Source organism: Pseudomonas sp. TE3910, assembly GCF_056279025.1.
Window position 1 is genome coordinate 573,292 of sequence record NZ_JBWBQN010000001.1, and the last position, 25,939, is coordinate 599,230.

General features: G+C 56.9%; 26 protein-coding genes and 3 pseudogenes. 11 read left to right on the top strand and 18 right to left on the bottom strand.

Going from position 1 to position 25,939, the window contains the following annotated elements; translation table 11 throughout:
- The first annotated feature begins 71 nt into the window (after nucleotides 1-71).
- On the top strand, nucleotides 72-761 hold the full coding sequence (locus ACZ9H3_RS02625; protein WP_476219447.1) for a hypothetical protein: 690 nt from the start codon (nucleotides 72-74) through the stop codon (nucleotides 759-761).
- A 427-nt stretch (nucleotides 762-1,188) separates the two neighbouring features.
- Here the strand turns inward: ACZ9H3_RS02625 and ACZ9H3_RS02630 are convergent, their stop codons facing one another.
- Nucleotides 1,189-1,740 carry a hypothetical protein gene (locus ACZ9H3_RS02630; protein WP_476219449.1) on the bottom strand — a complete coding sequence of 184 codons (552 nt, stop codon included), beginning with the start codon at nucleotides 1,738-1,740 and terminating at the stop codon, nucleotides 1,189-1,191.
- A 633-nt stretch (nucleotides 1,741-2,373) separates the two neighbouring features.
- Here ACZ9H3_RS02630 and ACZ9H3_RS02635 point away from each other — a divergent pair.
- Nucleotides 2,374-3,207: a restriction endonuclease gene (locus ACZ9H3_RS02635; protein WP_476219451.1), complete on the top strand. Its 834-nt coding sequence runs from the start codon at nucleotides 2,374-2,376 to the stop codon at nucleotides 3,205-3,207.
- 306 nt (nucleotides 3,208-3,513) lie between these two features.
- Here ACZ9H3_RS02635 and ACZ9H3_RS02640 read toward each other — a convergent pair whose 3' ends face one another.
- From ACZ9H3_RS02640 to ACZ9H3_RS02650, 3 genes are all read right to left on the bottom strand, one after another.
- Complete coding sequence (locus tag ACZ9H3_RS02640) at nucleotides 3,514-4,614, bottom strand: DUF3800 domain-containing protein (RefSeq protein ID WP_476219453.1); 1,101 nt, start codon at nucleotides 4,612-4,614, stop codon at nucleotides 3,514-3,516.
- 685 nt (nucleotides 4,615-5,299) lie between these two features.
- The gene (locus ACZ9H3_RS02645) at nucleotides 5,300-5,701 is read right to left on the bottom strand and encodes a site-specific integrase (protein ID WP_476219455.1); all 402 of its coding nucleotides are present in this window, start codon (nucleotides 5,699-5,701) and stop codon (nucleotides 5,300-5,302) included.
- 204 nt (nucleotides 5,702-5,905) lie between these two features.
- The gene (locus ACZ9H3_RS02650; protein WP_476219457.1) at nucleotides 5,906-6,535 is read right to left on the bottom strand and encodes an RBBP9/YdeN family alpha/beta hydrolase; all 630 of its coding nucleotides are present in this window, start codon (nucleotides 6,533-6,535) and stop codon (nucleotides 5,906-5,908) included.
- Nucleotides 6,536-6,591: 56 nt separating this feature from the next.
- On the opposite strand from ACZ9H3_RS02650, the gene ACZ9H3_RS02655 reads away from it, so the two are divergent.
- Complete coding sequence (locus tag ACZ9H3_RS02655) at nucleotides 6,592-7,035, top strand: Lrp/AsnC family transcriptional regulator (protein ID WP_476219458.1); 444 nt, start codon at nucleotides 6,592-6,594, stop codon at nucleotides 7,033-7,035.
- A gap of 642 nt (nucleotides 7,036-7,677) precedes the next feature.
- On the opposite strand, the gene ACZ9H3_RS02660 is transcribed toward ACZ9H3_RS02655, so the two are convergent.
- Nucleotides 7,678-7,890: a hypothetical protein gene (locus ACZ9H3_RS02660; protein ID WP_065757889.1), complete on the bottom strand. Its 213-nt coding sequence runs from the start codon at nucleotides 7,888-7,890 to the stop codon at nucleotides 7,678-7,680.
- A 309-nt stretch (nucleotides 7,891-8,199) separates the two neighbouring features.
- On the opposite strand from ACZ9H3_RS02660, the gene ACZ9H3_RS02665 reads away from it, so the two are divergent.
- Nucleotides 8,200-8,517: a DUF2513 domain-containing protein gene (locus ACZ9H3_RS02665; protein WP_065757797.1), complete on the top strand. Its 318-nt coding sequence runs from the start codon at nucleotides 8,200-8,202 to the stop codon at nucleotides 8,515-8,517.
- A gap of 156 nt (nucleotides 8,518-8,673) precedes the next feature.
- Here the strand turns inward: ACZ9H3_RS02665 and ACZ9H3_RS02670 are convergent, their stop codons facing one another.
- Both ACZ9H3_RS02670 and ACZ9H3_RS02675 read right to left on the bottom strand, forming a co-directional pair.
- Nucleotides 8,674-9,513, bottom strand: a complete 840-nt coding sequence (locus tag ACZ9H3_RS02670) for an isocitrate lyase/PEP mutase family protein (protein ID WP_330523715.1) — start codon at nucleotides 9,511-9,513, stop codon at nucleotides 8,674-8,676.
- 114 nt (nucleotides 9,514-9,627) lie between these two features.
- Complete coding sequence (locus ACZ9H3_RS02675) at nucleotides 9,628-9,975, bottom strand: hypothetical protein (RefSeq protein WP_102052086.1); 348 nt, start codon at nucleotides 9,973-9,975, stop codon at nucleotides 9,628-9,630.
- A gap of 257 nt (nucleotides 9,976-10,232) precedes the next feature.
- Between ACZ9H3_RS02675 and ACZ9H3_RS02680 the strand changes: the two genes are divergently transcribed.
- Nucleotides 10,233-10,433 (top strand): hypothetical protein, encoded by a 201-nt coding sequence (locus ACZ9H3_RS02680; RefSeq protein ID WP_476219461.1) that lies wholly within the window; start codon nucleotides 10,233-10,235, stop codon nucleotides 10,431-10,433.
- A gap of 134 nt (nucleotides 10,434-10,567) precedes the next feature.
- Here the strand turns inward: ACZ9H3_RS02680 and ACZ9H3_RS02685 are convergent, their stop codons facing one another.
- Nucleotides 10,568-11,359 (bottom strand): PhzF family phenazine biosynthesis protein, encoded by a 792-nt coding sequence (locus tag ACZ9H3_RS02685; RefSeq protein ID WP_476219463.1) that lies wholly within the window; start codon nucleotides 11,357-11,359, stop codon nucleotides 10,568-10,570.
- Nucleotides 11,360-11,546: 187 nt separating this feature from the next.
- Here ACZ9H3_RS02685 and ACZ9H3_RS02690 point away from each other — a divergent pair, with 187 nt between their 5' ends.
- The 6 genes and pseudogenes from ACZ9H3_RS02690 to ACZ9H3_RS02715 all read left to right on the top strand — a co-directional run bounded on the left by ACZ9H3_RS02690 (nucleotide 11,547) and on the right by ACZ9H3_RS02715 (nucleotide 15,219).
- Nucleotides 11,547-12,011 carry a DUF3429 domain-containing protein gene (locus tag ACZ9H3_RS02690; protein WP_476219465.1) on the top strand — a complete coding sequence of 155 codons (465 nt, stop codon included), beginning with the start codon at nucleotides 11,547-11,549 and terminating at the stop codon, nucleotides 12,009-12,011.
- Nucleotides 12,008-13,327, top strand: a complete 1,320-nt coding sequence (locus ACZ9H3_RS02695) for an ABC1 kinase family protein (RefSeq protein ID WP_476219467.1) — start codon at nucleotides 12,008-12,010, stop codon at nucleotides 13,325-13,327. The genes ACZ9H3_RS02690 and ACZ9H3_RS02695 overlap by 4 nt, the downstream gene beginning before the upstream one ends.
- Nucleotides 13,328-13,415: 88 nt before the next feature.
- Nucleotides 13,416-13,628 (top strand): annotated as a pseudogene (locus ACZ9H3_RS02700) (LysE family translocator); the annotation flags it as partial.
- A 101-nt stretch (nucleotides 13,629-13,729) separates the two neighbouring features.
- Entirely contained in the window at nucleotides 13,730-14,200 is a 471-nt protein-coding gene (locus ACZ9H3_RS02705) for an anti-virulence regulator CigR family protein (protein WP_476222676.1), read from the top strand.
- 142 nt (nucleotides 14,201-14,342) lie between these two features.
- Nucleotides 14,343-14,459 (top strand): annotated as a pseudogene (locus tag ACZ9H3_RS02710) (hypothetical protein); the annotation flags it as partial.
- A gap of 553 nt (nucleotides 14,460-15,012) precedes the next feature.
- Entirely contained in the window at nucleotides 15,013-15,219 is a 207-nt protein-coding gene (locus ACZ9H3_RS02715; RefSeq protein WP_065757807.1) for a hypothetical protein, read from the top strand.
- Between the two features lie 229 nt (nucleotides 15,220-15,448).
- Here the strand turns inward: ACZ9H3_RS02715 and ACZ9H3_RS02720 are convergent, their stop codons facing one another.
- From ACZ9H3_RS02720 to ACZ9H3_RS02765, 10 genes and pseudogenes are all read right to left on the bottom strand, one after another.
- Nucleotides 15,449-16,009 (bottom strand): UPF0149 family protein, encoded by a 561-nt coding sequence (locus ACZ9H3_RS02720; protein WP_099774451.1) that lies wholly within the window; start codon nucleotides 16,007-16,009, stop codon nucleotides 15,449-15,451.
- Between the two features lie 177 nt (nucleotides 16,010-16,186).
- Nucleotides 16,187-17,515, bottom strand: a complete 1,329-nt coding sequence (locus ACZ9H3_RS02725) for an alginate export family protein (RefSeq protein ID WP_476219470.1) — start codon at nucleotides 17,513-17,515, stop codon at nucleotides 16,187-16,189.
- Between the two features lie 214 nt (nucleotides 17,516-17,729).
- Nucleotides 17,730-18,509 carry an SDR family oxidoreductase gene (locus ACZ9H3_RS02730; RefSeq protein WP_330523720.1) on the bottom strand — a complete coding sequence of 260 codons (780 nt, stop codon included), beginning with the start codon at nucleotides 18,507-18,509 and terminating at the stop codon, nucleotides 17,730-17,732.
- Complete coding sequence (locus ACZ9H3_RS02735) at nucleotides 18,509-19,297, bottom strand: SDR family NAD(P)-dependent oxidoreductase (RefSeq protein WP_099774457.1); 789 nt, start codon at nucleotides 19,295-19,297, stop codon at nucleotides 18,509-18,511. The genes ACZ9H3_RS02730 and ACZ9H3_RS02735 overlap by 1 nt, the downstream gene beginning before the upstream one ends.
- Nucleotides 19,290-20,114 carry a molybdenum cofactor biosynthesis F family protein gene (locus ACZ9H3_RS02740; protein WP_099774459.1) on the bottom strand — a complete coding sequence of 275 codons (825 nt, stop codon included), beginning with the start codon at nucleotides 20,112-20,114 and terminating at the stop codon, nucleotides 19,290-19,292. Before ACZ9H3_RS02740 ends, ACZ9H3_RS02735 begins: the two co-directional genes overlap by 8 nt.
- A 60-nt stretch (nucleotides 20,115-20,174) precedes the next feature.
- Complete coding sequence (locus ACZ9H3_RS02745) at nucleotides 20,175-20,867, bottom strand: helix-turn-helix transcriptional regulator (RefSeq protein WP_099774461.1); 693 nt, start codon at nucleotides 20,865-20,867, stop codon at nucleotides 20,175-20,177.
- A 27-nt stretch (nucleotides 20,868-20,894) separates the two neighbouring features.
- Nucleotides 20,895-22,193, bottom strand: a complete 1,299-nt coding sequence (locus tag ACZ9H3_RS02750; protein ID WP_099774463.1) for an NAD(P)/FAD-dependent oxidoreductase — start codon at nucleotides 22,191-22,193, stop codon at nucleotides 20,895-20,897.
- A gap of 110 nt (nucleotides 22,194-22,303) precedes the next feature.
- The gene (locus tag ACZ9H3_RS02755; protein WP_330523724.1) at nucleotides 22,304-22,744 is read right to left on the bottom strand and encodes a GlcG/HbpS family heme-binding protein; all 441 of its coding nucleotides are present in this window, start codon (nucleotides 22,742-22,744) and stop codon (nucleotides 22,304-22,306) included.
- Nucleotides 22,745-22,793: 49 nt separating this feature from the next.
- Nucleotides 22,794-24,054, bottom strand: a pseudogene (locus tag ACZ9H3_RS02760) (MFS transporter).
- Between the two features lie 99 nt (nucleotides 24,055-24,153).
- Complete coding sequence (locus ACZ9H3_RS02765; protein ID WP_330523725.1) at nucleotides 24,154-25,641, bottom strand: aldehyde dehydrogenase family protein; 1,488 nt, start codon at nucleotides 25,639-25,641, stop codon at nucleotides 24,154-24,156.
- Nucleotides 25,642-25,939 lie beyond the last annotated feature (298 nt).

The window sequence follows — 25,939 nt, forward strand, 5'->3', positions numbered from 1 at the left end:
GAAGTGAGATGCCTTTTAAGACAGCGCACATAGATGCTCGTAATTTTTTCGTGAGCTCATGGACTAGCGTCATGACCGAGCATTCCGGGCAGTGGTTTCGCTATGGAGACCAGCACCGAGGCATTAGGATTACGCTTCCGAGCACTCCTTTTGAATTTCATCGTCTGAACTTTGAGCTTACCAGAAATTGTATTGCGCCATCTTTAAAAGGAGAACGTATCGGGATTCGCCTTAAAGATGTCATGGTGCCATTTACTACGGCAGATATGCTAGGGAGAGGTTATGTAATAACTCCCTATGCCGACGATATGTCAAAAGACTTTGGTGGCGCGGTGGAGTATGTTTCTAATCCTGCCGGACGCGCAGAAGAGTTGTTTTCAGAGAGTGAGTTAGAAACAAGCTTTGATGACTCCGGCAAGCTCGGCAGAATTAAATCAGAAGCTTGGGCTGACCAAGCAGAGTATCGTTTCGTGCTCATGGCAATGGAGGGGCCGGACGTAGATCGCTTATGCTCTGAGCGCTTTTACGATGAGGCCTTATTCAATATGTACGAAAGTAATCTAATGGCAAGGCGCATGGGGGGGATTTCAGCAAAATATATTGACTTGCCGATATCTAAAAGCGCAGTAGATAAAATGCTTGTAACCTTAGGATCGCACATTTCCGATGAAGACCGGGAAGCAGTAATTAAAGCAATTAGCCTATATGCTCCCACGGTTCGAGTCGTGGAAAGCAGCATGAATGTGCGTCGATCCGACTAAGTCTGCCATAACTCAGGTATCAGCTAGAATCATAAGTAACTTAGCAGGGTCAGAGGTGTCCGTGCACAATTAGGCTCAAGCCGCATTTGAGTGATTTTGTACAATGGTCTTATTCTATCTGTCCTTGCCCCTTTCTGTGCTCCGAGTGATGAAGCTGTGATTAAGGCTTTTAGAAGAACCTCCAAAAGGTGCAAGTGGCTTCGGCAGTACTTTGATCATTATGGTTTAAAGCTATAAGCAGTGATCTTGTTAGCGGAGACAGGTTCTCGAGTGCTTCCTCAAAAGTCGGCATCGCGACAAGAAGCCGCCCTGATTATATCCCGAAGCTGGTTCGCAAGGCTCACCTAGCATTGTGTACTAGGAAGCTTTGATCTCCATCTAGACGGTGATCTATGCAGCGTTCAAGCGACAAGCTTGCATGAAATTTTCATTGTTGCGGAAGTACCTGGAACGAAATTTGGCGATCTGATTTCTCAGCGGCCCGCTCGCAGATATCCGGCTCAGATTTCAGCCAGTTCTCAAACCTAGACATGGCTTTAACCAATTCTTGCGCCAACCAGAAGTAGTCAACAAATCTGACGCGATCTCGTGTAACTCCGGCTTCTGCTAACGTGTGCTCTATAAGGTCCAGAACCTTTTCGTCGGCCATTTCCGCTTTCACTTTGTAGTAAATGAGATTGGCTCCGTTCTTCCGATAATCGCGTGATTCGGCGGCTCCTGTATGGAGTAAGCCGCATCGTGCTGCCCACAGATCGAGTCCTGTGAAGTTGAAGCCAGCGCCGACGGTCAGGAACTTTTCTGTCCATGCAATGAAGTCATGCCTATTGGTTTCTTCTTTTTCTGAGATAATCCAGGCCGCACGGTCAATTGCCATGTACAACACTGACAGTGCCTGGGACTCCAACTGAGCGCTCAGCAGCAGTGTCAATGCTCTGATGTCTTCCATTGGTGTGCGCATAATTCTATCCAGCGGCTTCATCCGTTTTCTCCAAAATGCTCTTGAGTCGCGTCGACTCAGGTTTGCCACTAACATCGATGTCCGAAGAAGTCCGTTATCTACTTGCTACGAAGACAGACTAACATAGCGACTCCGCCGGCCAAGAGGAGGTCGGTGGTATACAAATAGTACGTGCGAAACAAGAAGGTTGCTAGGGGGCCTAGTTTTTGGGGTTCTTAGATTTAGTCGCTCCAATCCATCATCGGCGGTTCTGTGGCTCACCTTTGTTGCGCGGCGATATGTAGGTAAGCTCGGTCTGAATAATTCTACAGCCAGACCTCAACGCTGCGGTCGGCAGAGATTATTTTTAGGGCAAGTTTAGGGCAAATTGTGGGGCGCAAGAGGCCGTTGTGGGCCATCTGCCCAATGCTAAATGGCCGGTTTTGCCGGGCTATGGCGGCCTAGTAGCGCGCTCTGGCGGGTTTTGATCTGATATTCAGCGCACGGATTGAGCAGGTTCGATGAGTTGGTGATAAGTTGAGTACTTGATGCTTAGTGCCTTGTCTGCAGCACGCCACCAATCGGTATGGACCATGATTGGTTTTGGTCGGTGTACGCCTTTTGCAGGGAGCAGTAGCATCTTACTCAGCACAAAGCAATGTGGAGGCTTCTAGAGTGATTGATGATCCGCTGCCAAGAGACTGGCGGGAACTGCAGAACGGGGTGAAACGCATCTTCCGTAACATAGGCATGTCAGCAGAGATTGAGGTGGATGTTGCAACACCACGCGGATCGGTGAACGTTGATGTTGTAGCCAAAGATGTTCGGAGTGTCGACAAAATTATGTACAACGTTGAATGTAAGAATTGGGGGAGCCCTATTCCTCAGGCTGTTGTTCATTCATTTACAACTGTGATGCATGAAACAGGGGCGAACATAGGTTTCATAATTTCTAAATATGGGCTTCAGAAGGGCGCCAAGCAGTACACTAGAAATACAAATATTATAGGGTTGACATATTTGGAGTTTCAAAAAAGATATTTTGAGGCGTGGTGGAAAAGATATTTTTGCCCTAGGGTGGGGGATGCAGCTGACAGAGCATTACAGTATGTTGAGCATTTTAATATGCTCCGCGATCGGGAGTATTCGAAGCTAAGCCCTGCCTCACAGGCTGAGTTCGATAGGCTGAGGAAAATTCATGAGACCCCGGTGATGGTTTTTTCGATGTTCAATTTTTATGTGCTTTCACCAGCCCTAAATGTCGGGCGGCTGTTAGATGTCCCTGACGACCTAAATGCGTTCAAACAAAAAGTGTTGGCGTTAATAAGTCCGCACATCGAATGGCACTGTGGGACGTTTAGAGGATTGCTTGAAATCATCATAGAGTATCTTTCGGATGTAACTTTAGCTTTTGACGCTATTTTTGGGGGTTGTATATTTGATTCAATTGCTTCCATCACGAATGTTACTGTTGATGGGCCGCCCTTGGATGAATCTATTTATCGGTGAGACAAAAGTCTGGAGCTGGGGTGGTTTTGTTCGGTAAGAAATTCAGGATTCTAGCCGTTGAGTCAAAAGCTGTATTTGTGATTCTGGTGCGGTGGCTCGTATGTCTAGGCTCGAAGTAAAGCCGGATTTTGTATTATAAGCCTCAGGGGTAGAATGGGGTCAAACTATACGCTAATCCACGCCAGCATACCAAGCTCATGCAGCTTGCGCTGGTGTAAAAAAGCACGCTCAAGTCCTATTGTAACTGTCCTTGAGCGCCTATTTCGCTGTTGCTACAGCGTATTTGCACTCGCGATAGTCTTGAACTCAAGAGAAACGAACGCAGTCGCCAAGTATGTCTAGTTCAGTGTCTATTGTACGGACGCCGAACGACTCTAGGAACTTTTTAGCGTAGATATCCTTAGGCCCCTCCTTTCCTTCTTCCTTGTTGAGAACTCGCGAAATAGAGCTTACGAATAAGTCGGCAATCTGCATGAGTGGTGAGACCGCAGAGTCCTCAGATTCAACAATGTCTATATACACATTGTCATTGAAAAGATTTTTTGCGGCATTTCTCAATTGGAGCTCAATTTCCATTATGGAGAGCTTATCTTTGGATGCTTCCTCGGAGTCTTTTCGAAACTGTAAGTTTCTAGGTAGTACAGCTCTGCCTGATTTGTTTTCTTCCTGAATGCCCTGGATCGTCATGTGATAGAACAGCTTGTTCAGAGTGTCATCAATGTTTTTGAGTCCCCGGCGTTCAACTGCCAAGCCTTTGAAAGAAACCGCTTCGGAGTTTTTTACAATAGATCCGAGTAATTCAAGATAAGTTTCAAGGTTTCCATTGTTTATGTCCTTGAAATGCATCTCGCCTTTGAATTTTAATTCATCCTTCCTTTGGTTGATGGCACGAGTAATTTTCATTGTATCGTAGCTGCGTAGTACCCACAAACTCCCAACCAGAAGGTAATTGCTTGTTTTTCCGCTTTCATCTGCATAAATGCAATACACGGGGTGGGCTGGTCTAGCGTCAAGAATTTTTTGCTTCTCCTCCTCCTCAAGCTTGCCTCGGGTGCGTCGAACTTCAGGCGAGGCAATGAACAATCCATGCGTGTTCTGGATAAAGGCGCGGGCACGGGCAATGGAAGGAAGACGCTCGAGGTTGGGGTAGTTGGCAATTGGAATGTCGCCGCCGCTATACAAATCCTGCTGGAAAGTTTTCCAATACAGCAGCTGGCATTTAACGTCTGAGTCCCGAGCTTGTGGATAGTGGTTCAGGATCCAAGCAACTCTATCAATTGCACGAGTAGGGCTATTACCTGCGATCGCAGAAAGGATGCGGATTTTTTCGGCCTCATTCCGTGCTTTGGTGGCAAGATCCGAATCATCCTGCTCTTCATCACCTTGAAACTCGACTTGTTGGTTCATCGACAAGCTTCCTCTCTCCATGGCTAACTGCCATCAATACGACGTGTGAGAGGTTACGTCAACTGCTACTGATTGGTGAATCGATTAGTAGGCAGGCCAAAGGCAACTCATATGCTTGCGTGTGATATCTCTGCTGGATGGTAAAGGTGGATATAAAATTCGTCGCAGCCCAACAAAATCAAGCGCTTGAAGCAAAGTGGTGACAGTCCATCATGGGGGCGATCATTCGATCAGGTGGAAATCACCAAGCGCCCCTGAACTGGCTCTGGATAAGCGGTAGTTGACTCCCCAAGTTGGCTCGTGGCCAGGTGAGAGAATTAGTCCTTCAGCTTCAAGCGAAAGTGACAGAGCTTGAATCGTTACGCGTCGAAGCGTCCCCTCGCTTTTGACAGCAGCAGTGACGATATCTGAGAGGGTGAAAATCTGTTCCGCAACTAATTTCCGTGTCCGCGTATTCCGCGCCTTACAGAGGTGCTGAACGTCCAGTGATGCGGAATCAATTTATCTGTAACCTATTGAATTTATTGGTTTTTCATAGCGGATTGCAAATCCGTCTACGCCGGTTCGATTCCGACCTCGGCCTCCATATTTGAAAGCCCCGCAGATTAACGTCTGCGGGGCTTTTTCGTTGTGGTGCGAAAAGCCAAGAGTTCCGAAACTTTGAGGGCGGAGTTCCGAAACTTTCCTACTTCGAGGGCTTGGCGATGGCGCCGACCCGGCGGTAAACGCGCTCGGTAATGCCTTCCTTCGAGTGTCCCAGCAGCACGCTCGCATCGCTCAGATCGTTGAGCTCCGACGCTGCCTTCGGTCGGATATCGCGGAACTGGAACTGGGCGATCCGGTTGGCGAGGTCCGGCTTCTTCTCGACCTCGGCCTTCACCTTGGCGGCCTCACGGGCGTCTGCCCACCGGTTGCGCAACATAGGCCAGCTCATACGCTTGCCGTGCTCGTTGACAATGAAGAACGGCGAAAGGTGCTCGCTGGTCCTGCGCATGATTCGCTCAAGCAGCAGGCCCAGGCTGTTTTTCGCCCCCTCCACTTCCAAGACGTAAGGGTCAATTACGTACCTGACGTGACAAGTAATCATTCGATCATTCCTTTGAATATTGGCAAAACAAATTTTACACATGGTATATGCCAGACAGTCTATAACCGCTTCGGGTCAGCTTCTTCCTCTGGCTTACACCCGGCAACCAAGTCAATCGTAAGCCCGGTCATGGCATCGGCATTGTCTGTCAGCATCTCAAGATGCTCGCGGACTCGCTCATGCGTGTTCGTTGAGCCTCGCTCTTTAAAGCGCATCGTCTAAGGGCTGAATCGAGGTTGCAAGAAGCTCTTTCAACAATGCTCTACCTTGAGGCCAATCACCGAACCCATTGGCCGAACTGATATGTCCTTGGTCTCCGATGTTCACCAGACGGCTGCCCCAGGCATCAGCACATCGCAAGCTGAAGTCTGTATCTGCATAGGGGTCGTTGGTACTTGCGACAACAACACTAGGGAATGCGAAACGCTTCAGCTCTAACGGACTAAACCCCAGCGCCTTGTTTGGAAAAGTGGGGCGATCAGGGTCAGGTACGGCAACCAGCAAGGCGGCTCGGATCGCTGTGTGTCTACTCTGTGCCCAATGGGCAACCTGCAAGCAGCCGAGACTATGGGCTACCAACACCGTGTTAGGTCCAGTTCGGTGAATAGCAGCCTCCAGATTATCGACCCATTTTGCGCAAACGGGGCGCTTCCAATCTTGCCCCTCGATACACTCCATAGAGGTATCGCTGTTGGCCCATATTGTTTGCCAATGCCCTGGTCCGGAATTGCCAATGCCTGGTAGAAGCAATATTGAAGGTGTCATTTCTTGTTTCTCGGAAGTGGTGTCCGCAAAATGTAGCGAATGAGGCATCGACCTTGGATGGCAAGTCATTTGAAATGAAGTACCTTTGACCGATGACTCATCGGATTATTCAGCGGGGAGGGCGCATGGGGCTTGATAGCAAAGACCTGCAGATTCTGGAGGCTCTACAAAAAAATGCACGGCAAAGTCTGGCATCGTTGGGTAAACGCATTGGGCTTTCGCAGCCAGCTATGAGCGAGCGAGTCCAGAAGCTTGAAGCTGCTGGTGTCATAGAAGGTTATTGCGCTCGAATAAATTTGCGTAAGGTAGGACTAGGTCTGCAAGCAATCCTACGCGTTCGCACAACCCATCAGCACATCAAGCATTACCTGGATTTATTTAATGACATACCTGAAGTTTTAGAAGCAGACAGGATCACCGGGGAGGATTGCTTCATCGTTCGCTGCGCGTTTTCTCAACCCGCTGACTTGGAGTCCATAGTCGATGCGCTGGCTGTCCATGGTTCAGTCACAACCTCGCTGGTTCTGTCCAATGCTGTACGCAAACCGGTACCTGTAAGTCCAGCCTAGGCTTCTGCTTCATTCACAAGGCGCAGCGAGCTTGGCATTTTTTCATACAGTAGAGGCTTAAAGTTTGTGACCTCTCCAATTACCCGTTGAATGGGCGGCAAGCGGCCGTCTGGCCGACTGCTTGATCCCTCTTTTTCCTCGAAAGACACTAAACTACGAAACACTGGCAGACAGGTTTTGCCAGTGTTTTGCATTCACCGGTTGAAGCCACAACCCAAAGCAGGCAGTGTTCATCCTGAGAAGCAATGCTGTCTCGCCAAGATAAACCACGGCTAGAAAACTGCGACCACGTCGCTTGATGCTTGCCTGAGCCCTATGTGTTGATGCCTAGGTCTGCCTTGAACATTAATAAACCATGGCAGGGGTGATGGCGTCGATTGAGGCGATAGAGAAGGGCGGGGATTGGATCGTCTGGCATGGTGTTTCCTCCGTTTCGAAGGGAACCTAGCAGGCACAAAAAAGCCCGGCGCTTGGCCAGGCTCTCTGTAGACGGGGCCAAATCCCTTTGGCTGAACTCATTATGTTCTGACGGTGTTACGAGCGGATGACAGGGCAGTGAAAAGCCCGTAAAGACGGGTTTACTTCGTTTGGTAGTTGCCCGTTGCTGGGGCGTCTGTGGAAACCGGTTTAACGTTTATTTCCTTAGTGCAGTGTCACAGCCCTGCGACTTTCGCCAATCCTGATTCGGTCCAGCGCCCGGTTTAACGCATCCAAGGCATCGAGGAGGGCTTTCGCCTCGGCCTCGCGGCCATCGCCCCAAAGGCGTTCAGCCATTTTGTTCAGGGCCTGAATGGATTTTTCAATGTCAGCAGCGGTTGCTGTGGCGGTGTCTGTTGGCGGCTTCTTTTTCGGCATTTTTAGAGACTCTGCAGCGCCCACAACGATGCCGACCGTCCGGCAATTCTCGTCAAGCGGCTCAATCGGGCATCCAGGGGGCAGCGGCTTCAAGAAAAATCTCCCCTCACATCCTGAAGTATGTCTGGAGAGTCGTGCGTAACCTCGCCATCCCTCATGGCGACAGAGCCAGCCTTTAGCTTGCTGCTACAGAGGGCCGCTTGAGGGCCTATTGCGTTCCCGCTCGGCGGGGAGCATGAAAAACCCGACCACCGCGTCGGCATTTTGTATGTGTTTTCCATCCCTCTGACTATTCTCAACTGACCTGAGATGGCAGAAGAGAACGTGAATATGAAGCGGAATTGGAACTACATCAAGGGCCTTCTTGAGCAAGTTGAACGGGCCAACAGAAAAGGGGTTCTTCAAGAGGATGCCCTGAAGGGAGCGCTTGGCCCGGACATTCATGATCACGCCAAAAAGGAACAAGGGACCCACGCACTCCAGCTCATCATCAAGGAAGCGTTCGTGGAGTACACCTTGGATGCTGCAGGCGTTGAGACGTTGATCTCACTCACATGGAAAGGCCATGACCTGCTTGACGACATGAGAGCGAACGTTGCCAAGTACGAGTTCAAGTCATTTGGTTAATTCTTATCTTTCTAAGCTCCGTCATCGAACGGGGCTTTTTTGTGCCAAGGAAACACGATTCACTGCAGCCAGGGCAACCTGCGGGGAGGCCTGGGCACTGGTAGCCTGCACACCTGCATAGAGTCGTTCTCTGCCTAGCCTGATTACAACGCAAACCTAGTCAGATTTCCTGGCGGGGGCCATGAGCGAATTGGCCTCTTGGAAGCTGATGGCGTTACTGGCGAAGTTGAACGTCCCCATGGTTTTTACCTCCAGCGCCGCGCGGATAAACTCACCCAGTGCGGCCCGGGCCAATGAACTACCGAGGCTGATTCTTCGGACGCCAACCGCTGCAAGCTCATCCACGGTGAACGTAGAGCCTGCCAAGCCCATCACCACGTTGACTGGTTTTTGTAACGCCTCGCACACCCGCTGGATAGCATTCAAATCGGGCAGGCCGGGGGCGAAGAGGACATCGGCTCCAGCCTGCTCAAATGCAATGAGTCGGCGAATGGTGTCGTCCAGATCATGTACGCCAGCACTGAAGTTTTCAGCACGCGCCACAAATACAAAAGGCAGTGACAGGCTGCGTGCAGCCTCAACACCCGCAATAACTCGCTCCAGCGCATGGTTGAATGCGTAGATTGGCGCTTGCGGGTTACCCGTGGCGTCTTCGATTGAGCCGCCAACGAGACCAATTGCAGCAGCCATGCGGATAGTTTCGGAAACCTCCTCAGGTGAGTCTCCAAATCCGTTTTCAAGGTCGGCACTGACAGGTAAATGGGTTGCCTCGACGATGCTTTGAGCATTGGCAAGTATCTCCTCGCGCGACACCGCGCCTTCCGCATCCCGACGGCCCAGGCTAAATGCCAGACCGGCACTGGTCGTTGCCAAAGCCTCAAACCCCATGGACGTCAGAATTTTTGCGCTGCCAGCGTCCCACGGGTTCGGCAGGACAAGGGGTTGTCTGCGCGTATGAAGCGCTTGAAACGCCAAAGCTTTATCCAGGCTATTCATGTAGGTTCCAGTCGTTGGTTTGAGCAACAGCCAGGTAGCCATAGCCGAATCGCTGATGTCGGCGGTGTGCTTCGCTCAGCCAGGCGTAAGCAGCCTGGCTGAGCAGAGCGTCAATCAGGTGCAGTTGCGCAGAGCCTGAAAGTCGAAGTCTTTCATCTTCGCCCATCCAAACACTTTACCTGCATCGCGCTCCGGGTCAGCGGCGTCGTAATCAGGAACCGTCAGTAGCTGCACAAAGCCATTTGCTTCCGCGCCAATGGTGAATGCGCTGAACGTCTTCAGGACAGAATTGCCAGCCTGAGCATTGGGTTCGCTGAAAATCACAACGTTTTGCTTGAACTTCAGACTTCCATCTTTGGCAACGGTCGTTTTAGGGTAGACGCACTGGCCAACATTGCTGGATGCAGAGGCCATGGCGGGTCCAAAGGCAGCCAGTGCCGCAACCAGAATAAGCTTTTTCATTCTCGATCCTTGACGCTTTAACGTGGAGTCGCCAAGGCTATCACAGTGATGTCTATTTGATATCTCTTCGGTTCCAACACTCGACGTGAACACCCCAGTGGCATGCGGCCTGTAGGGCTGCTCGCCAGTTCTGATCGCTTCTCGTTGAGTATTTTTACCGCATCCGAAACAGTCCTCAGCCGTTCACCCGGGTGGCTATTTGAGGTTGGATGGGGTATTACGGGTAACCGGCATTGGGCCGGGCCAAGGAGGTTGTTGTGAGCCTGAATCAAGCGCAAGTCGATGCGGTAGAACACCTTCTGATGGCTTTCCTGAAACACTCCGAGAATGCCCAGATTGTTGCGAAGGTATACGAGGACGCGTATGCGTCCATCATGGGGAGCGATGGGCCGGCAGGCACAGCGGAAAAGATGGCCTCCCTTGAGCACTTGAATAACCTTCGGTTGCAGGTCAAGTAGTCAGCGTTTCCGGCGGGTTCTCAGAGCCTCGCGCTTGCGTAAATGCCCACGCTTGCGCGCCACAGTTGGTGATGCTGTTATGTGTGGCGCGCAACGGCAGCTTTTCGCTAATGGCGGCTACATTTCCGGCCGCTTTACACGCTAATGCTCCCCTCTAGATATTGCACCGCGTGCCCTGATACAAACACCCGGCCTGCCTCAACGCGGCAGTCCAGCACACCGCGTCGGCGTGAGGCCTGCAACGCTAACAATCGCGATTTCTGCAAACGCTCTGCCCAAAAGGGTGCCAACCCCGCATGAATGGATCCGGTGACCGGATCTTCGTCACCGCCGTTGGCTGGCCAGAAGTAGCGCGAGACAAAGTCGTACTGCTCACCTGGTGCCGTCACGACTACATCACGCGGGCCTAATTTGATCAATTTGTCGAGTTGTGGCACCACGGTCTCGACCTGCTGTTGATCGGCATAGATGGCAAAGTAGGCTTGTCGGTTGACCCAATATTCGCTGGGCGTGATCGAAAGACCTTTCACCAATTGGGCAGGCACATCAACAAGCGGCTGAGGCGCGAGCTCAGGAAAATTCAACTCGATCTCACCGCTGGGTAACTGCGTCACCGGGATCTCTCCAACCGCTTTGGCCCAGAACGTGATGGATTTGGAGACACCCGGTTGGTTGAACAGCACAAAAGCGCTGGCCAAGGTTGCGTGGCCGCAGAAGTCGATCTCGGTGAGTGGTGAGAACCAGCGAATCTCATACTGCCCGTGCGCGTTACGGACAAAGAACGCTGTTTCCGGTAGCGAGTTTTCAATCGCAATTGACTGCATCATCTCTACGGGAAGCCAAGACTCAAGGGGGACTACGGCTGCAGGACTGCCGGAGAAGACTTCGGAAGTAAATGCATCGACTTGGTAGAGTTTAAGGCGCATGAGGAGTCCATTCGAAACAGGGGGGAACGGTACGTTAGCAAGAGGGTTCCGTGCCCAGTAGTGACAGACCTGTGTTTTTTGGAGGATACAGCCGCTCATTTGGATGCGGGTTGAACGCATGCGCTGGAGTCACGTCGGGGCTTTTGGGCCTACAGTCTTAAATGTCTGCCACTGATAAGGAGTTCAAATGAACCTGTTGTCTTCGACCTTGCCGCCACGGCACGTTGCTCTGCTGGGTTATGGCGGCTTGCTGCCGTTTATTGCACTGGCGCTGCTGCTTCCGTTTTCTCTTGAATATCGGCCGTTGTGGTCGGTGGCGCTGGTCACCTATGGCGCGGTCATCCTGAGCTTCGTTGGCGCCTTGCACTGGGGCTTCGCCATGACCGCGCAAGACCTGAGCGCCGAGCAGCGCCGCGACCGATTCATCTGGAGCGTCATCCCGGCCCTTGTCGCGTGGGCTGCCACGTTACTGCCGGTGTTCTGGGGGTGTTTGCTGTTGATCGTCGGGTTTGTTGTCCACTATTGGCAGGACCGGCAGCTGTTTCGGGTTATTAGCCTGCCTGACTGGTACCTGCCGATGCGATTGCGCTTGACCAGCGTGGCGAGCCTCTGCCTGCTGCTTGGCGCGGTCGTTATGGCGACCCACTCATGAAGCCGCGAGAGCCCGGTTCGTCGTCTGTGCCGGGCAGTCGTTTGTCGCGGCTGATACGTTTTGGCAGCTTGGCCTCGGGCGTTGCGAGCGGCATGCTGGCCGAAGGCGCTCGGCAGTTGGCACAAGGCAAACGTCCGGCGCTCAGTGACCTGCTGTTGACGCCTGGCAATGTACAACGCGTGGCAAATCAGCTGTCGCAACTGCGTGGCGCCGCCATGAAAGTCGGGCAGTTGTTGTCGATGGACGCAGGTGACTTGTTGCCGCGCGAGCTCAGCGACATTCTTTCCCGTCTGCGCTCGGACGCGCATCCGATGCCCATGAGTCAGTTGGTCGCAGTTCTCAACGAGAGCTGGGGCAAGGGCTGGGAAGGGCGCTTCGAACGGTTTTCCTTTACCCCATTGGCGGCGGCGTCCATCGGCCAGGTTCATGCGGCGCAAGGCAAAGACGGCCAACGCCTGGCGATCAAGGTGCAATACCCAGGCGTGCGCGAGAGCATTTCCAGCGATGTAGACAACGTCGCCACGTTGCTGAGCATCTCCGGGCTGCTGCCTAAAGGCATGGACGTTGCGCCGCTGCTCGAAGAGGCCAAGCGTCAACTGCAGGACGAAGCGGATTACCTCAAAGAAGCCGGGCACTTACGGCACTTTCATCAACTGTTGGCCGACAGTCCTGACTTTCTGGTTCCTCGTGCGTACACCGAGTACTGCTCGCCAACCATTCTGGTGATGTCCTTCGTCGATGGGGTCGCGGTGGAGTCATTGGAGCACGCGCCTCAGGCAGAGCGCGACCGGATCATCGCGTTGCTGTTCGGCCTGCTTATGCGCGAGGTGTTCGAGTTCCAGTGCGTGCAGACCGACCCCAATTTTGCCAATTACCGCTATCAGCGGGACACCGGCCGGATGGTGTTGCTCGATTTCGGCGCCACGCGTCGTTATGCCCGCAACAGCACCGAGGCCTTTCGTCGCTTGCTGATTGCAGGCCTGCGTGAAGACCGCGCCGCCATCGCCGACGCCGCGCTGGACATCGGCTACTTTCAGCCTGAAACCCTGCCCAGACATCGAGCGTTGCTGACTGATCTGATCTCCCAGGCCTGCGAGCCGCTGCGGCATCAAGGCGCCTATGACTTTGCGGCCTCTGACCTCGCCGTACGCCTGCGCGATGCTGGGTGGCAACTGGGCGCCGATCGCGACTTCTGGGGCTCACCGCCGGTGGATGTACTGTTTCTGCATCGCAAGGTGGGAGGCTTGTACCTGTTGGCCGCGAAGCTGAAGGCGCGGGTGAATGTGCGGAGCCTGTTTGAGCCTTACTTGGTTTGAACGTTTTGCGTGCAAACAGCTGGCAGGCAATGCTGCTCACCTAAGGGCAACGCTGCAATTCCTTGCCTGCGCCGCAAGGCTTTTCTAGCCCCAACGGGGCTCAGTGACCATACAGATGTTGGTGTACGGCATAGGGTTCGCTGCGCTCACCGCGGTGGGATTTGCGCTCATGGGTGTGTTTGCCACAGCGCTATCGCAGTGCCTGCGTCAGCGACCGCGACTCGTCAATGGGCTGAACGTGGGGGCGGGGCTGACCTTTGTCGCGTCGGGTATGTCGATTGCTGCGCTCTCTCAGAAGTAGCAGTCGATGCGCCGCCGTACGTGACGAGCAAGTGTTTATGGAACCAAAATCCTCTGGAGCGTCTACATTCCAGAGGATCATCACTTTCTGAGAGTACGGATATGTTCAGATCTCGCGCGTTGATTGCAGCGGTTACCTGTTTGACGCTGGTTTCCGGCCCTGCCACGGCTGTGGCTGATCCTGGTAATGGCAAAGGGCAAGGTGGGGGCAAGGGAAACCCGCACAATAGCCAGGACTACGGCAACCAGGGCGGTCATGGCAACAACGGAAAAAACTCAGGAGGCAGTGACTGGCATAATGGCCCCAGCATCAACCGGGCAAGTGTACTGGGCATCGTTGGTGGCTATCGAGATTACTGGAGCCCAGGGCCAGCCTTGCCACCCGGTATACAAAAGAACCTGGCCCGCGGTAAGCCGCTTCCGCCGGGAATCGCTAAAAAGCTCGATGGTCGGCTGATTGGCAGGTTGCCTCACTATGATGGGTACGAGTGGCAACAGGTGGGTGCTGACCTGATCCTGGTTACGCTGGCAACCGGGCTCATTTATGAGGTCATCAACGGTGCTTTCGATTGACGATTGAGTGATCACCGTCACAAAGCACAGCCGTCCGTCGTGAGGGCGTGAACTGTTGAGTGGTTGGCGCGTCATAGGACGTGCAATATCAACCTTCACGGAAGCCATCATGCGTTTAAAAAACAAGAGTCTCGTTGCTGTAATGTCGTGCGTCATGGCGCTTGCAGCTGCCCCATTGCTACCTGCTGGCCTGTCCATCATGGGCTCCGCTTATGCGAAGGATGGTGGTGGGCACGGTGGCGGTAATGGTGGTGGTCATGGCGGCGGCAATGGCAATGGTGGTGGCCACAGTGGTTCAGGCCACGCCGGCAACGCTGACAGTAACGGTCGTGGTAAAGGGCTGGACGCTGATCATGCCGGCAAGGCTGTTCGCGACCATGGCACAAGCGGCAACCACTTCGGCAGTGATCGCAATAGTGATCGCGGCCATGGCACCACGACGTCTGGCATTGCCCATTCCAAAGATACGCGCGGTGTCACTAAAGCCACTGCAATTTCGACGTCTACCCCGGGCGACCACAATTCGAAGGGGTTGAGCAAAGCAGGGACATCGGGATCGAAAAAATCGCATTGAAATTGATGGAAGGTCTTCAGGACTGATGCGCTGACCTGAACGTCTGGCTGAGCATTGCAGTTTGCTGCTTGAGTTCCTGGCTTCAAAAGCCCCGCAGATCAACGTCTGCGGGGCTTTTTCGTAGAGGGACGGGAGGCGGTTGTTTTTGGTTTTTGGCAATTGGCCACTATTTGAGTGCCTGCCGAGTTCTGATGCTGATAAAGTGGTCGCCACAATCACTTTGGGAAGGAGATCCCGCATGAAGTCTGCTTTAGCATTGGTGTTCACAGCCGCTGTCGCTGCATCCGTGACCGGCTGCGTGGTACAGAGCACCTATAGCAAATCTGTAGCAGTTACCAAGGATGCAACTGGCCGTGTGGTCCAGACCGTAGAGACTGAAACGGTTGTTCAGCCAGGCCAAGGCTATCCGATTCGCCTGGAAAAAATTGCTGGTGTTCAGCCTTAACAGTGGGGCTGGCGACAGAGTGTTTGAACACTCGGCTTGTGCCTAACGCTGTCCATGTAAAGAAATAGCGCCGTTTGTCTTTATAAAGGAAACGGCGTTTTTTGGGGCGCGTGATGTGGTTGATCGAGTGAGTTCAATCACTCCAAGGGCTGAAGTGACTGCACTATGGTCTTGCGCGGTCCTTTCAGTCGCTTTTCGTGAGTGGGGGTGGCTGCCTTAACCAGGCCAATCATCCCTGGCGCTGAGCAACCCAGTAGTCATGCAGTGCGCGGGCAGCCGGCTCGATGGCCTCTACCTGCAAGCGGTGCCGAAGCACATCCAAGTCTGCCGGAAGTTCGAAGTTGTCTTGTTCGGCGCAGGTGCTGATCGCCTGGAACAGTGCGGCTTGAGGTGCTGGCAGCTCAGGCCAGTTGCCTACGGCGACTCCGCGCAGGTAACCGAAGCACCATTCTTCAGCCAGCGTGAGTGCCTGGCCCTGGTGTTCGGTCTGTTCAAAGCGTGCCTTGAAGGCTTGCGCGTCGAGGGCCAATTGCGAGGCCAGCGTGTTCATGTGGCGTACGCTCAACTCAATGAACTGCCTGCACTCCTCAGGGCTTTCCCAGTCCGGGTTTTGCCCGCCCCAGATGGCCGGGAACCACTCGGCGATGTCCACCTGCACAGGGCTGGAGACCAGCGCGGTGAAGTAGCCGTCGAGTTCGGAGGGGTTGAGCACTGAGTGATCATCGCCGTACTTCAGCAAGGTGTCTTCGATAAAGGTGAAGTCAGTGGCGTCTAGGGGATGGGTGTGCATGGGGCTGTTCCTCGGTCTACGCGCGTAACGTGAGAGCGTCGCTTGAAAAAGGCGTGGAGGATGGCGCTTCTGGCGGTTTTAATCCAGCCCGGCTTGTTGGTGCCACGCTGACCTGCAACGTACCCAGCCCTCTGGATGCGACCACCGCTCGATGTGTGCGGTGGTCATGTGGAGTCGTTAGAACGGAACGGCCACGGTGAGTTGGCTGTAGACGTTGGTGCCGTTGCCGCCCACCTGGTTGCCGCCGTTGGTTTCATCCTTCTTGGGTTGGTACAGGCCAACCAGCGGGCTGATCACCAGGTGCTCGTTGACCGCCCATTCGACGTACAGGTCCAGTTCGCGAGCGTCCAGGTTCAGCGCATTGCTCTTGTGCAGGGTGTTGAAGTCGAAGTACAGCGCGCCGACGGTGACGTTTTCCAGCGGGTTGGCCTTAAGACCAACGTGGTGCACGCCGGTGTTGCTGTTGAACGGGCCGGAGTAGTTGGCGGCCACTTCACCCTGGAACCAGGTGCCGTAGCCGGTGCTCAGGCCGTTGAACAGCGGGTCCCAGCCTTCGGAATAACGGCTGTAGCGGTAGGTCAACTTCGGTGCCCAGGCGACATCGGCAAAGGTGTAGCCGGCCTCGGTGTACCAGGCTTTTTCGGCGCCAGCGTCCTTGTCCTGCCAGGCGTACTCGAAGGCGAAGCTGGCGTTTTCGATGCCTGCGTTGCCTTCGCCGCGCAGGCTGTAGACATCCATGCCATCACGTTGCTTCTGGAAGTCGCTGGCCCATTGCTCGCTGACACCCAGGCCATGAATCCAGGTCAGGCCCAGGGTGCCGACGTCAGCGGTGTAGTCCAGGGTGCCGGCGGCCAGTTCGGTCTCGGCCTGTGCGCGGTTGTCGGATTTGAGCCAGAGCATGCTGCCATGCAGGCCGTCCTTGCCTCCCAGGCGCAATACGGCGGTGCGGTCAAAGGCATGACGGGCGGCAAGGTAGTAAGCGCCGCCACGGTTCAGTGCGCCGTCAGCCGGGCCGTTGCCCAGGTTCGGGCCGTCGTCGTTAAGCAAGAAGCCGCTGCCGATCTTGACCACCTGGCGGCCTGCGGAGATATCGACACCGTCCTTGCCCAGCACCGGGAACAGATCGGCTGAACGCCAGCCCAGGTAGGCGTCTTCAATCTTGGTGGTGCGTTCGGAACCGTCGGTATTGCCTGCCGCGTCGCCGTCACCCCAGGTGCCCGAACTGACCCAGTTGAGTGCACCATAGGCCGTACCGTTGCTGCCCAGCCCTTGATCGCCGCTGACGCCGTACTTGATGAAACCTTCCCGCCAGGTGGAGCCACCCGTTGTGCCATCGTAGTTCTTGCGGCTGTTGAACAGGCCATAGACCGCGAGAAAGTCGGCGTTCAGGTGCGTGTCGTCGTCGGCATACAGTGCGTAAGCCGTGGCGGTCTGGCTGGTGGCGAGTGTGGCGACGCTCAGGCCGATGGCCTGTACCCACGGCAACAGGTGAATTTTTTTACCCATGAAACTCTCCCTCGTTTTTTCTTCGTAGCACGGACGGCTGCGTTTTTTGATTGAAGGACTACCTTGTTCAGACAAGATCGTCGTCGCGTGCTGGCTGGCGACGGGCTATTAGCGCGTTGTTGTGGGGGGCAAGTCTTGTTCGTGGCTGCCAGTGCCCTTGATCCCGGCGGCCAGTGTCGGCAGTTGCTCGGCTGCCGCCACGGTCGCGTGTTGCTCAAGGATGTTGCGGGGCTGAGGCCTGGGTTTCAGGTAGCGTTGCACCGCCGTCGACAATGAGGGTTTGCCCGGTGATGTAGGCAGCCCGCTCCGAAGCCAAGAACAACATGGCGTTGGCGATGTCCTGCGGTTCGCCCAGGCGACCCAGGGGAACACCCTGAGCAATGCGCGCATTGAGTGCTTCATCGCCCAGGTTGGCCATTGCAGGTGTACGCACCATGCCCGGTTCGACTCCGTTGACCCGTACGTTGCAGGCGGCCAGCTCCAATGCCGCGCTGCGGATGAAACCGTTGACCCCAGCCTTGGACGCGGCGTAGTGGCTCAGCCCCGGAAAGGCGACCCGGGGACCGGTGACCGATGAGGTCACAAGGACAGTGCCGGCACCCTGGCGCTGGAACAGTGGCAGGGCGCCCTGGGTCAGCCAGAACAGTGCCGAGAGGTTCACCGCCAGTGTGCGCTGGAGGACCTCGGGGGTGATCTGGGCGAACGGTGTCAGGGGAAAGTAGCCTGCGTTATGCACCAGCACATCCAGCCGCTCAAGGCGTGCGAGCAGGCTGAAGATTGCCCCGGGGTCCGCCAGGTCGATGCCAATGGCTTCGGCCGTTCGACCTTCGGCCTGCAATGAAGCCACCAAGGCATGCGCCTGAGCCAGGTTGAGATCAGCGATCAACACCTTGGCACCACTGGCGGCGAAGCCCTCGACGATGCTGCGGCCTATGCCTTGTGCGCCGCCGGTGACCAGGACAGTCTGCCCGCTGAAGTCGAAGTGTGTACTCATCAGGCACCCTCCAGGTGGGTGTAGGCCAGGGTCGGCACATCGACGATGCTTGAGCCGCCGTCCGCGGCAATGACTGCCCCGGTGATGATCGAGGCCTGGTCGCTGATCAGAAATTGGCAAAGCGTGGCGATTTCGTCGGCACTGGCCGGGCGCCGCAGTGGCACATCGGCGGTAACCCGACGGTAGGCCGCCTCCAGATCTTCGTGGTAGTGCTGCATCAATGGCTGCATTTCCTCATCGGCCATGGGCGTGCGCACCCAGCCTGGGCAGACGCAATTGACCCGCACGCCCAGAGGGCCGTAGTCGCGCGCCAGCGACCGGTTGAGGCCGATCAGCGCGTGCTTGCTGGTGGTATAGCCGCACACTTGCGGGCCCGCAGCGAGAGCGGCAATCGATCCCATCAGGACGATGCTGCCGCGTCGCTCGATCAGCAGCGGAAGGCAGGCGCGGGCGCTGTGGAAGGCGCTGTCGAGGTTACTGCGCAGCGCTGCATGCCAGCCGTCGTCGGAGGTGCCCAGCGCCGCACCAAGGCCATGCCCACCGGCGCAGGCGATCAGTGCGTCGAGGCCACCGAAGCGCTTGCGGATCTGCTCGATGAAGCCGGCCCAGGCCTGGCTGCTGGCGGCATCGCCGACCAGCACCAGCGCGCCCGTTGCGGCAGCGACCTGTTCCAGTGCTTCCCGGCGACGACCGACCAGCACCAGGTTGGCGCCCTGGTCGGCCAAGCGTCGCGCGCAGGCTGCACCGATCCCGGTTCCGCCACCGGTAATCAGGATCGTCTTAGTCATGCGCGTGGACCGTGGTGTTGACCAGGTTGCAGTAGGAGGACACCGGGAAGTTCGACAGTTCATCGAAACTGCCGCCGGCATAGCCGAAAATCTTGCCGTCGCTGCGGTGGTTTTTCAGGTCGATCATCACCAGGCCCAGCGTTGGCACGATCTTCTCGCGCCAGACGAACAGGTAGAGCTGATCGGCGATCTTGTAGTAGTGCGCGCGGTCGGTGTCGCACAGGCCTTGTTCGACACCTTTCAGGCACTGCCAGGCGTAGTAGTGTTCGTTCAGGTAAATGTGCTCGTAGACCTCGGTCGGGCTGTAGCGGTAGCAGTTACGGATACCGACCAGTTCTTGCGTCGGTGCATGCGGGCAACTGCCTTCGCGCCATGGTGTGTCCAGGCTGCCGTGGAAAAATTGTGCGTCCACGCGGGTCAGGCTTTTCCCGGCCAGGGCCAGGTGGTAAAGGCCCTCATGGGTTTCTGGTTCACGCGGCAGACGGCCGATAACGGCGGTAAAGGAGTGTGTCAGGGTGTCCAGTACCAGCGAGATCGACCAGTCCTGGCCGTGCTCGCTCTTGAGGAAATCCACCAGGTAGATCCCCGGGCGTATCGAGGTCGCGCGGTAACTGGCACTGCCGCTGGAGTGGCCGTCGGCGGCGGCCCAGTGCAGCTGTTCGGCGTCGAAGCGGTGGACGATTTCCCAGCCATTGGCGAAGAACAGGTTGAATTGCTTGCCGGTCAGTTCGGCGAGCTGCGGCAGGATAAACGCTTCGGGGGCGAAGCCCTCGGCCAGGGCGCCTACAGTGATCCAGTCTGAGTGGGGGGTATTCATGGTGGTTGCTCGTGCGGTGGAAGATGCACGGATGGTGCCTCCCGCTGGCGCACGGCGGTATCAACCAGAGGGTTGAGTTCCAGTGTTTTCCGGGAGGAACAGTGCCCCGACCAACTCGGTGCGGTTTTTCACGCCGACCTTGCGGAACAGGTTGATCAGGTGGGTTTTCACCGTTGGCAGGCCAAGGTCGAGATGGCGCGCCAGTTGTTTGTTGCTCACGCCTTCCTGTAACAGCACGGCTATCTCGCGTTCGCGTGGGGTCAACCGTTGCAGGCGATCATCCCTCGGCGTGTTTGGCAGCTGACGCGCCGCTAGTTGCATCAGGCCGTGCAGCGGTAACAGGCTTTGCAGTTCGTGCGCCTGGAACAGGCCCAGACCGCTGCAGCGCAACAACGACAGGCCGGCGGCCGGTCGGCCATCGACGTGGGCAATTACCTCGACCACGTCCACCACCTGATGCTGGTTGAGAAAGCGCTGGTACCGGCGGCCGTTCGCCTCGCTCTGGTAAGCCAGGCCTTGGCGCAGCGACACCACCGGCAAGCCGATGGCCATGCAGTTGCTGGGTTGCAGTGGGTCGAGGTGACGGTAGTGCTCCAGGTAGGTCTGGTGCATGGGCGCTTGCATGCCCAATAGCTGGAAATCACAGGCTTGTAGCTGCGTGTCGATGCGATAGAACGCCCCTAGCGACGTGGGTACCTGCTGGCTGAAGGCGTGCAGGCAGTGTTGGCCGAGTGCTTCGGTGTAGGCAGGCATGGTGCAGTCTTCGTCCGCAGCAGGGGGTTAACGGCGGCCAGACCAGAAGCCTGACAGTTGGTGCCAGCTTTTGCCGGCACTGAGCAGCAGTGGCCGGAAATGATCCTTGCCATACACCTGAATACGTCTGACCGAACTGATCAAGTCGTAGCGCGCCGAGCCTTCGCTCATGCCCTCGGCCAACACCTTGCAAATGATGTGGCTGGGGGTGACGCCAAAGCCCGAGTAGCCCTGCACGAAGAAGGCATTGGCGCGGCCGGGCAGGGTGCCGATCTGCGGGAACAGGTTGGGGCTGCAAGCCATTGGGCCACCCCAGGCCAGGTCGATGTTGACGTCCTTCAGGTACGGGAAAATCTTCAGCATCAGCCTGCGGTTCCACGCTTTCAGGTCAAGCGGGATGTGCTCGATGAACGGTGTGGCTGAACCGAACAGCAGGCGATTTTCACGGGTGACGCGGTAGTAGTCGATGATCGGCCGAATGTCGCTGTAGGCCCCACGGATGGGGCTGATGCGCTGGATCAGTGCGTCCGACAGCGGCTCGGTCATCATCTGGAACGCATAGGTGTTGATCGTGCTCTTGTGCAGCTCGGGCTCCAGCTTGTTGAGAAAGCTGTCGCAGGCCCAGAGCAGTTTGCTTGCCTTGACCGACCCTTTGGCTGTGCGCACGGTGATCCGTTCGCCGTAGGACACCTCCAGTGCCGGGCTGTACTCGAAGATCTTTACGCCATGACTGGCCAGTGCCTGGGCTTCCCCCAGCAACAGGTTCAAGGAGTGCACGTGACCGCCGCCCATGTGCAGCAGGGCGCTGCTGTAGGCGTCCGAGCCGATGATCTGCTTGACCTCGGCGCCGGCCAGGAAGCGGATCTCGTGTTTTGAATCTAGGGACTTGAACGCTGTTTCCCAACTGCGCAGGGTCTTTTCCTGGCGGCGGTTGAAGCCCATGTAGCCATAGCCGTGGCAGAAGTCCGCGTCGATGGCGTACTTGGCGATACGCGCCTTGATGATGTCGGCACCGAGGTCACTGATCTCGAAGATCGAGCGCAGGCCCGCTTCGCCGACATCCTGCCTGATCTTTTCCAGGTCGTGGCCAATGCCCGCCATGATCTGCCCACCGTTGCGCCCGGTGCCGCCAAAGCCCAGGTAGCGTGCCTCCAGCACAACGGTATTGGTGATGCCTTTTTCGGCTAGCTCCAATGCGGTGTTGATGCCGGAAAAGCCACCGCCAATGACCACGACATCCGCTTCCAGGTCGGCTTGCAGGTCCGGGAAGTGCAGGTCGTACTTCCTGGTCGCTGTGTAGTAGGTTGGCGTTTCGATGTTGATCATGGCTGCCACCTGGAACAAAGGTTGTGAGGTAAAACAGGATGCGCCCTTTGAGGCGACGGTGCGGGCCTTGGCCTTCAAGCGAGCTACAGGCGTAACCGTTGACCTTGAGTCTAGTGGCCGAGCAGCGTGCGGACGCGTTCGACGGCGGCCTCGGCACAATGGCCATCGACGGCTTCGGAGGCACCGGAAACGCCAATGGCGCCGATTACCTGCCCCTCATGCAGGAAGGGTGCGCCACCACCAAACAGGGCCATATTGCGTTGCAGCGGCAAGCCTTGGCGGACGCCCTCGGAGCACTTCTCCAGGCGGGCTTGCCAGCCCTGCGTGGCGATGCCGAAGCCCACGGCCGTCAGTGCTTTGTTCAGGGCAATGTCCTGCGATGGCCGGGGCGCCCTGTCCATGTGCGCGCTGTGAATCGGCAGGCCGCTTGGGTCGACCACGACCAGGCTGATGCGTACCTGTTCTTCTTCGGCTTTTTCCAGGGCCGCTTGCAGCGCCTGCATGGCCAGTCGCAGGGTGATGGTGGGTTGCTGGCGTAGCAGTTCGTTCATGTCGCGACCTTGTCTGTTCAGTGATCGGTTGAAACGGCCGGGTGCGTGCTCAATGCGTTTCGCTGGGCTGTGCCTGTTGCCGGGCGCTTCGGCGTTGCGCCAGCAGTTGCCAGGCGCAGTAAAGCAGGAGCAAGGCGCCGGCGATCTGCATGGCCCATGGGCCGCCAAAGCGTGCCGCGAGCAGGCCGGCGAGCAGGCCACCGATGGCGTCGAAGCCGAAACGGGTCGAGGTGTAGAGCGATACCACCCGGCCACGCAGCACTTCAGGTGCCTGGCTCTGCAGCAGGATGTTGGTGCCGACGTTGTTGATCGTCACGCCGAAGCCCAGCACTGCCATTGCCGCCAACGACAGTGCCAGCTGGGTACTGGCCGCAAACACCAGCAAGGCGACGGCACTGGCGCCGGCGGTGGCGATGATCAAGCGCTGCAGTTGTTCGGCGGACCGGTGAGCGGCGAGCAGCAGGGTCGAAAAGCAGCGAGCCGAACCCGGCCGCCCCCCAAAGCCAGCCCAGCGTCCTCGCATCACCGGCGAAGATGTCCCGGGCGAACACCGGCAGCAGCACGGCGTAGCTTGAGGCCGTGATGTTCACGATCAGTACCCCGAGAATCAGGCCGCGTACCGATGGCGTCTGCAAGGCGTAGGTCAGGCCTTCGCGGAAGACGCTGCGCATGCTGCCATTGGCGCGCACACCGGCGCTCATGCGCACGGCCAGCAGGCCGGTGATCAGTGCGCCGTAGGACAGCGCGTTCAGGGCGAAGCACACCGCCTCGCCGGTCATGCCGAGCAGCAGCCCGGCCAGCGGCGGGCCGACGAAGCGTGAGCAGGTAAACAGCGAGGCATTCAAGGCCAGGGCATTTGGCAGGTCGTCGACATCATCGACGAAACGGCTGAGCAGCGATTGGCGCAGCGGTGTGTCCACGGCATTCAGCACGCCCAGGACGAACGACATGAGCACGATCAGGTTCGCGCCAATGTGGCCGCTGTAGGTCAGCAGCGCCAGTAACAGCGCCTGCAGGCCCAGCAGGCTCTGGGTCAGTATCAGCAACCTGCGCTTGTCGTGGCGATCAATCCAGGCCCCGGCAATCGGGCCGACAAACAACTGCGGCAACAGGCTGGCGCAGGTGGTGATGCCCAGCAGCGCTGCTGAATCAGTCAACCGGTAGACCAGCCAGGACAACGCCACCATCTGCACCCAGGTGCCTAGCGTGGAAATCGCATGGCCAACGAAGTACAGGCGAAAGTTACGGTGGCGCAGCGCCCGGATCGAGGAGGGCCAGCGAGACGACGTGGAAGGTTGGGGGTGGTTCACGACAAGGCGCCCGTCAGCGGCTGATAATGTTCACATATTAACTTAGTGCGCCGTCCTGTCATGCGCCTGTGCCAACAGATTATTCATCCTGCACCGCGTTCAGTAGCGAATCATCACCGACTTCAGTTCGGTGAAGTCATCGATGAAGGCCCCACCGAATTCACGGCCGATCCCCGAGGACTTGGTTCCGCCAAAGGGGACGGCCGGGTCGAGCAGGGTGTGCATGTTGACCCAGACCGTGCCGGCTTCGATTTCCGGTACCAGGCGCAGCGCTTTGGACAGGTCGTTGGTCCATAGGCTGGCGCTCAGGCCGTAGGCGGTGTTGTTCATCAGCGCCAGCAATTCCTCTTCGGTGTCATACGGGAAGAAGGTCGCGACCGGGCCGAAGGTTTCTTCATTGAGCAGGGTGTCGTTCACCGAGTTGGCCAGGATGATCGTCGGCTCCACGTAGCAGCCGGGGCCTTCGCTGATCTGGCCGCCATGAATGATGGTGCTGTTTTCGGCGCGGGCGGTAGCGAAGAACCGGGCCAGTTTCTGCTGGTGTTGCTTGTTCGCAACCGGGCCAAACTGGGTGCTTTCATCCAGTGGCGAGCCAACCTTCAGTTGCGCCAGGCGTTTGGACAGCGCGTCCATCATCGGCTCGATCTGCGAGCGGTGGACGAAGAAGCGTTCTGCGGCGGCGCAGATCTGCCCGGAGTGAAGGAAGCCGGCTTCGATCATGCCATTGACGGCCTTGTCCATATCGACGTCAGGCAGGAAGCCTGCCGAGTTCTTGCCGCCCAGTTCCAGGGTGGCACGGGTCAGTTTGGCACCCATCGCGCCCTGGCCCACGGCGATGCCGGTCGGGACTGAACCAGTGAAGGACACCTTGTCGGTGCCTGGGTGCTCGATCAGCGCCTTGCCGACACTGCCGCCGCCGGTCAGCACGTTGAGTGCTCCGGCAGGCAGGCCCGCTTCACTGGCCAGCTCGGCGATGCGCAGGATGGTCAGCGGGGTGAACTCGCTTGGTTTGATGATGATGCTGCAACCGGTGGTCAAGGCCGAGGCCAGCTTCCAGATCGCGATCATGGTGGAGAAGTTCCACGGCACAATGCCGACCACCACGCCAATCGGTTCGCGCAGGGTAAAGGCGCTGTAGCGCTCGCCAGCAAAGGAAGGCAGCGATGGGGTGATGGTTTCGCCAGTGATCTTGGTTGCCCAGCCGGCGTAGTAGCGCAGGAAGTGGGCCGCCTGATCGACCTCGAAGGCGCGTGAAATATGGATGATCTTGCCCGATTGGCAGGTTTCGATCTGCGCCAGCTCCTCACGGTGGCGCTCCAGCAGGTCGGCGAGCTTGAACAACACGCTGGCGCGTGCCGCCGGGCTGGTGCGTGACCAGACCTTGAAGCCGCGATTGGCCGAATCGACGGCGCGCTCGACATCAGCCTGGGTTGCATCGCTGACCTGCGCAATCGCCTCGCCAGTGGCCGGGTTCAGCACCGTGAGCCTGTTCGTTGAGCTGCTGGCGACATAACCGCCGTCGATGTACAGGCTATGGTCGCGCTCAAGGAAGGCGTTGACCGAGGGAAGCAGTGCGATATCGCTCATGCTGGGCAGACTCCAGGCAGGGAAGCAGGCGGCGGCTTGCCGCGCTGAAATAGACGTATGGCACGAGCTTACCCGGCGCTGGCGGGGCGATCTTGACTCTGCCTGTCAGCGACATGTCTGTGCCTGCCATCGGTCAGGCAGGTGGCTGCTGTCGGGTGTGGCCTGAAGAGGGTGTTGGCTATGGAAAGTACAATCTTCCATCTGGAACGTGCATTTTCCTGGGCGAGACTGCCTCGCATACTGGCCCGGCATTCGTAAGTGAGCGGCGCCTGGTCTACTGCGTCCAGCGCTCAATGCC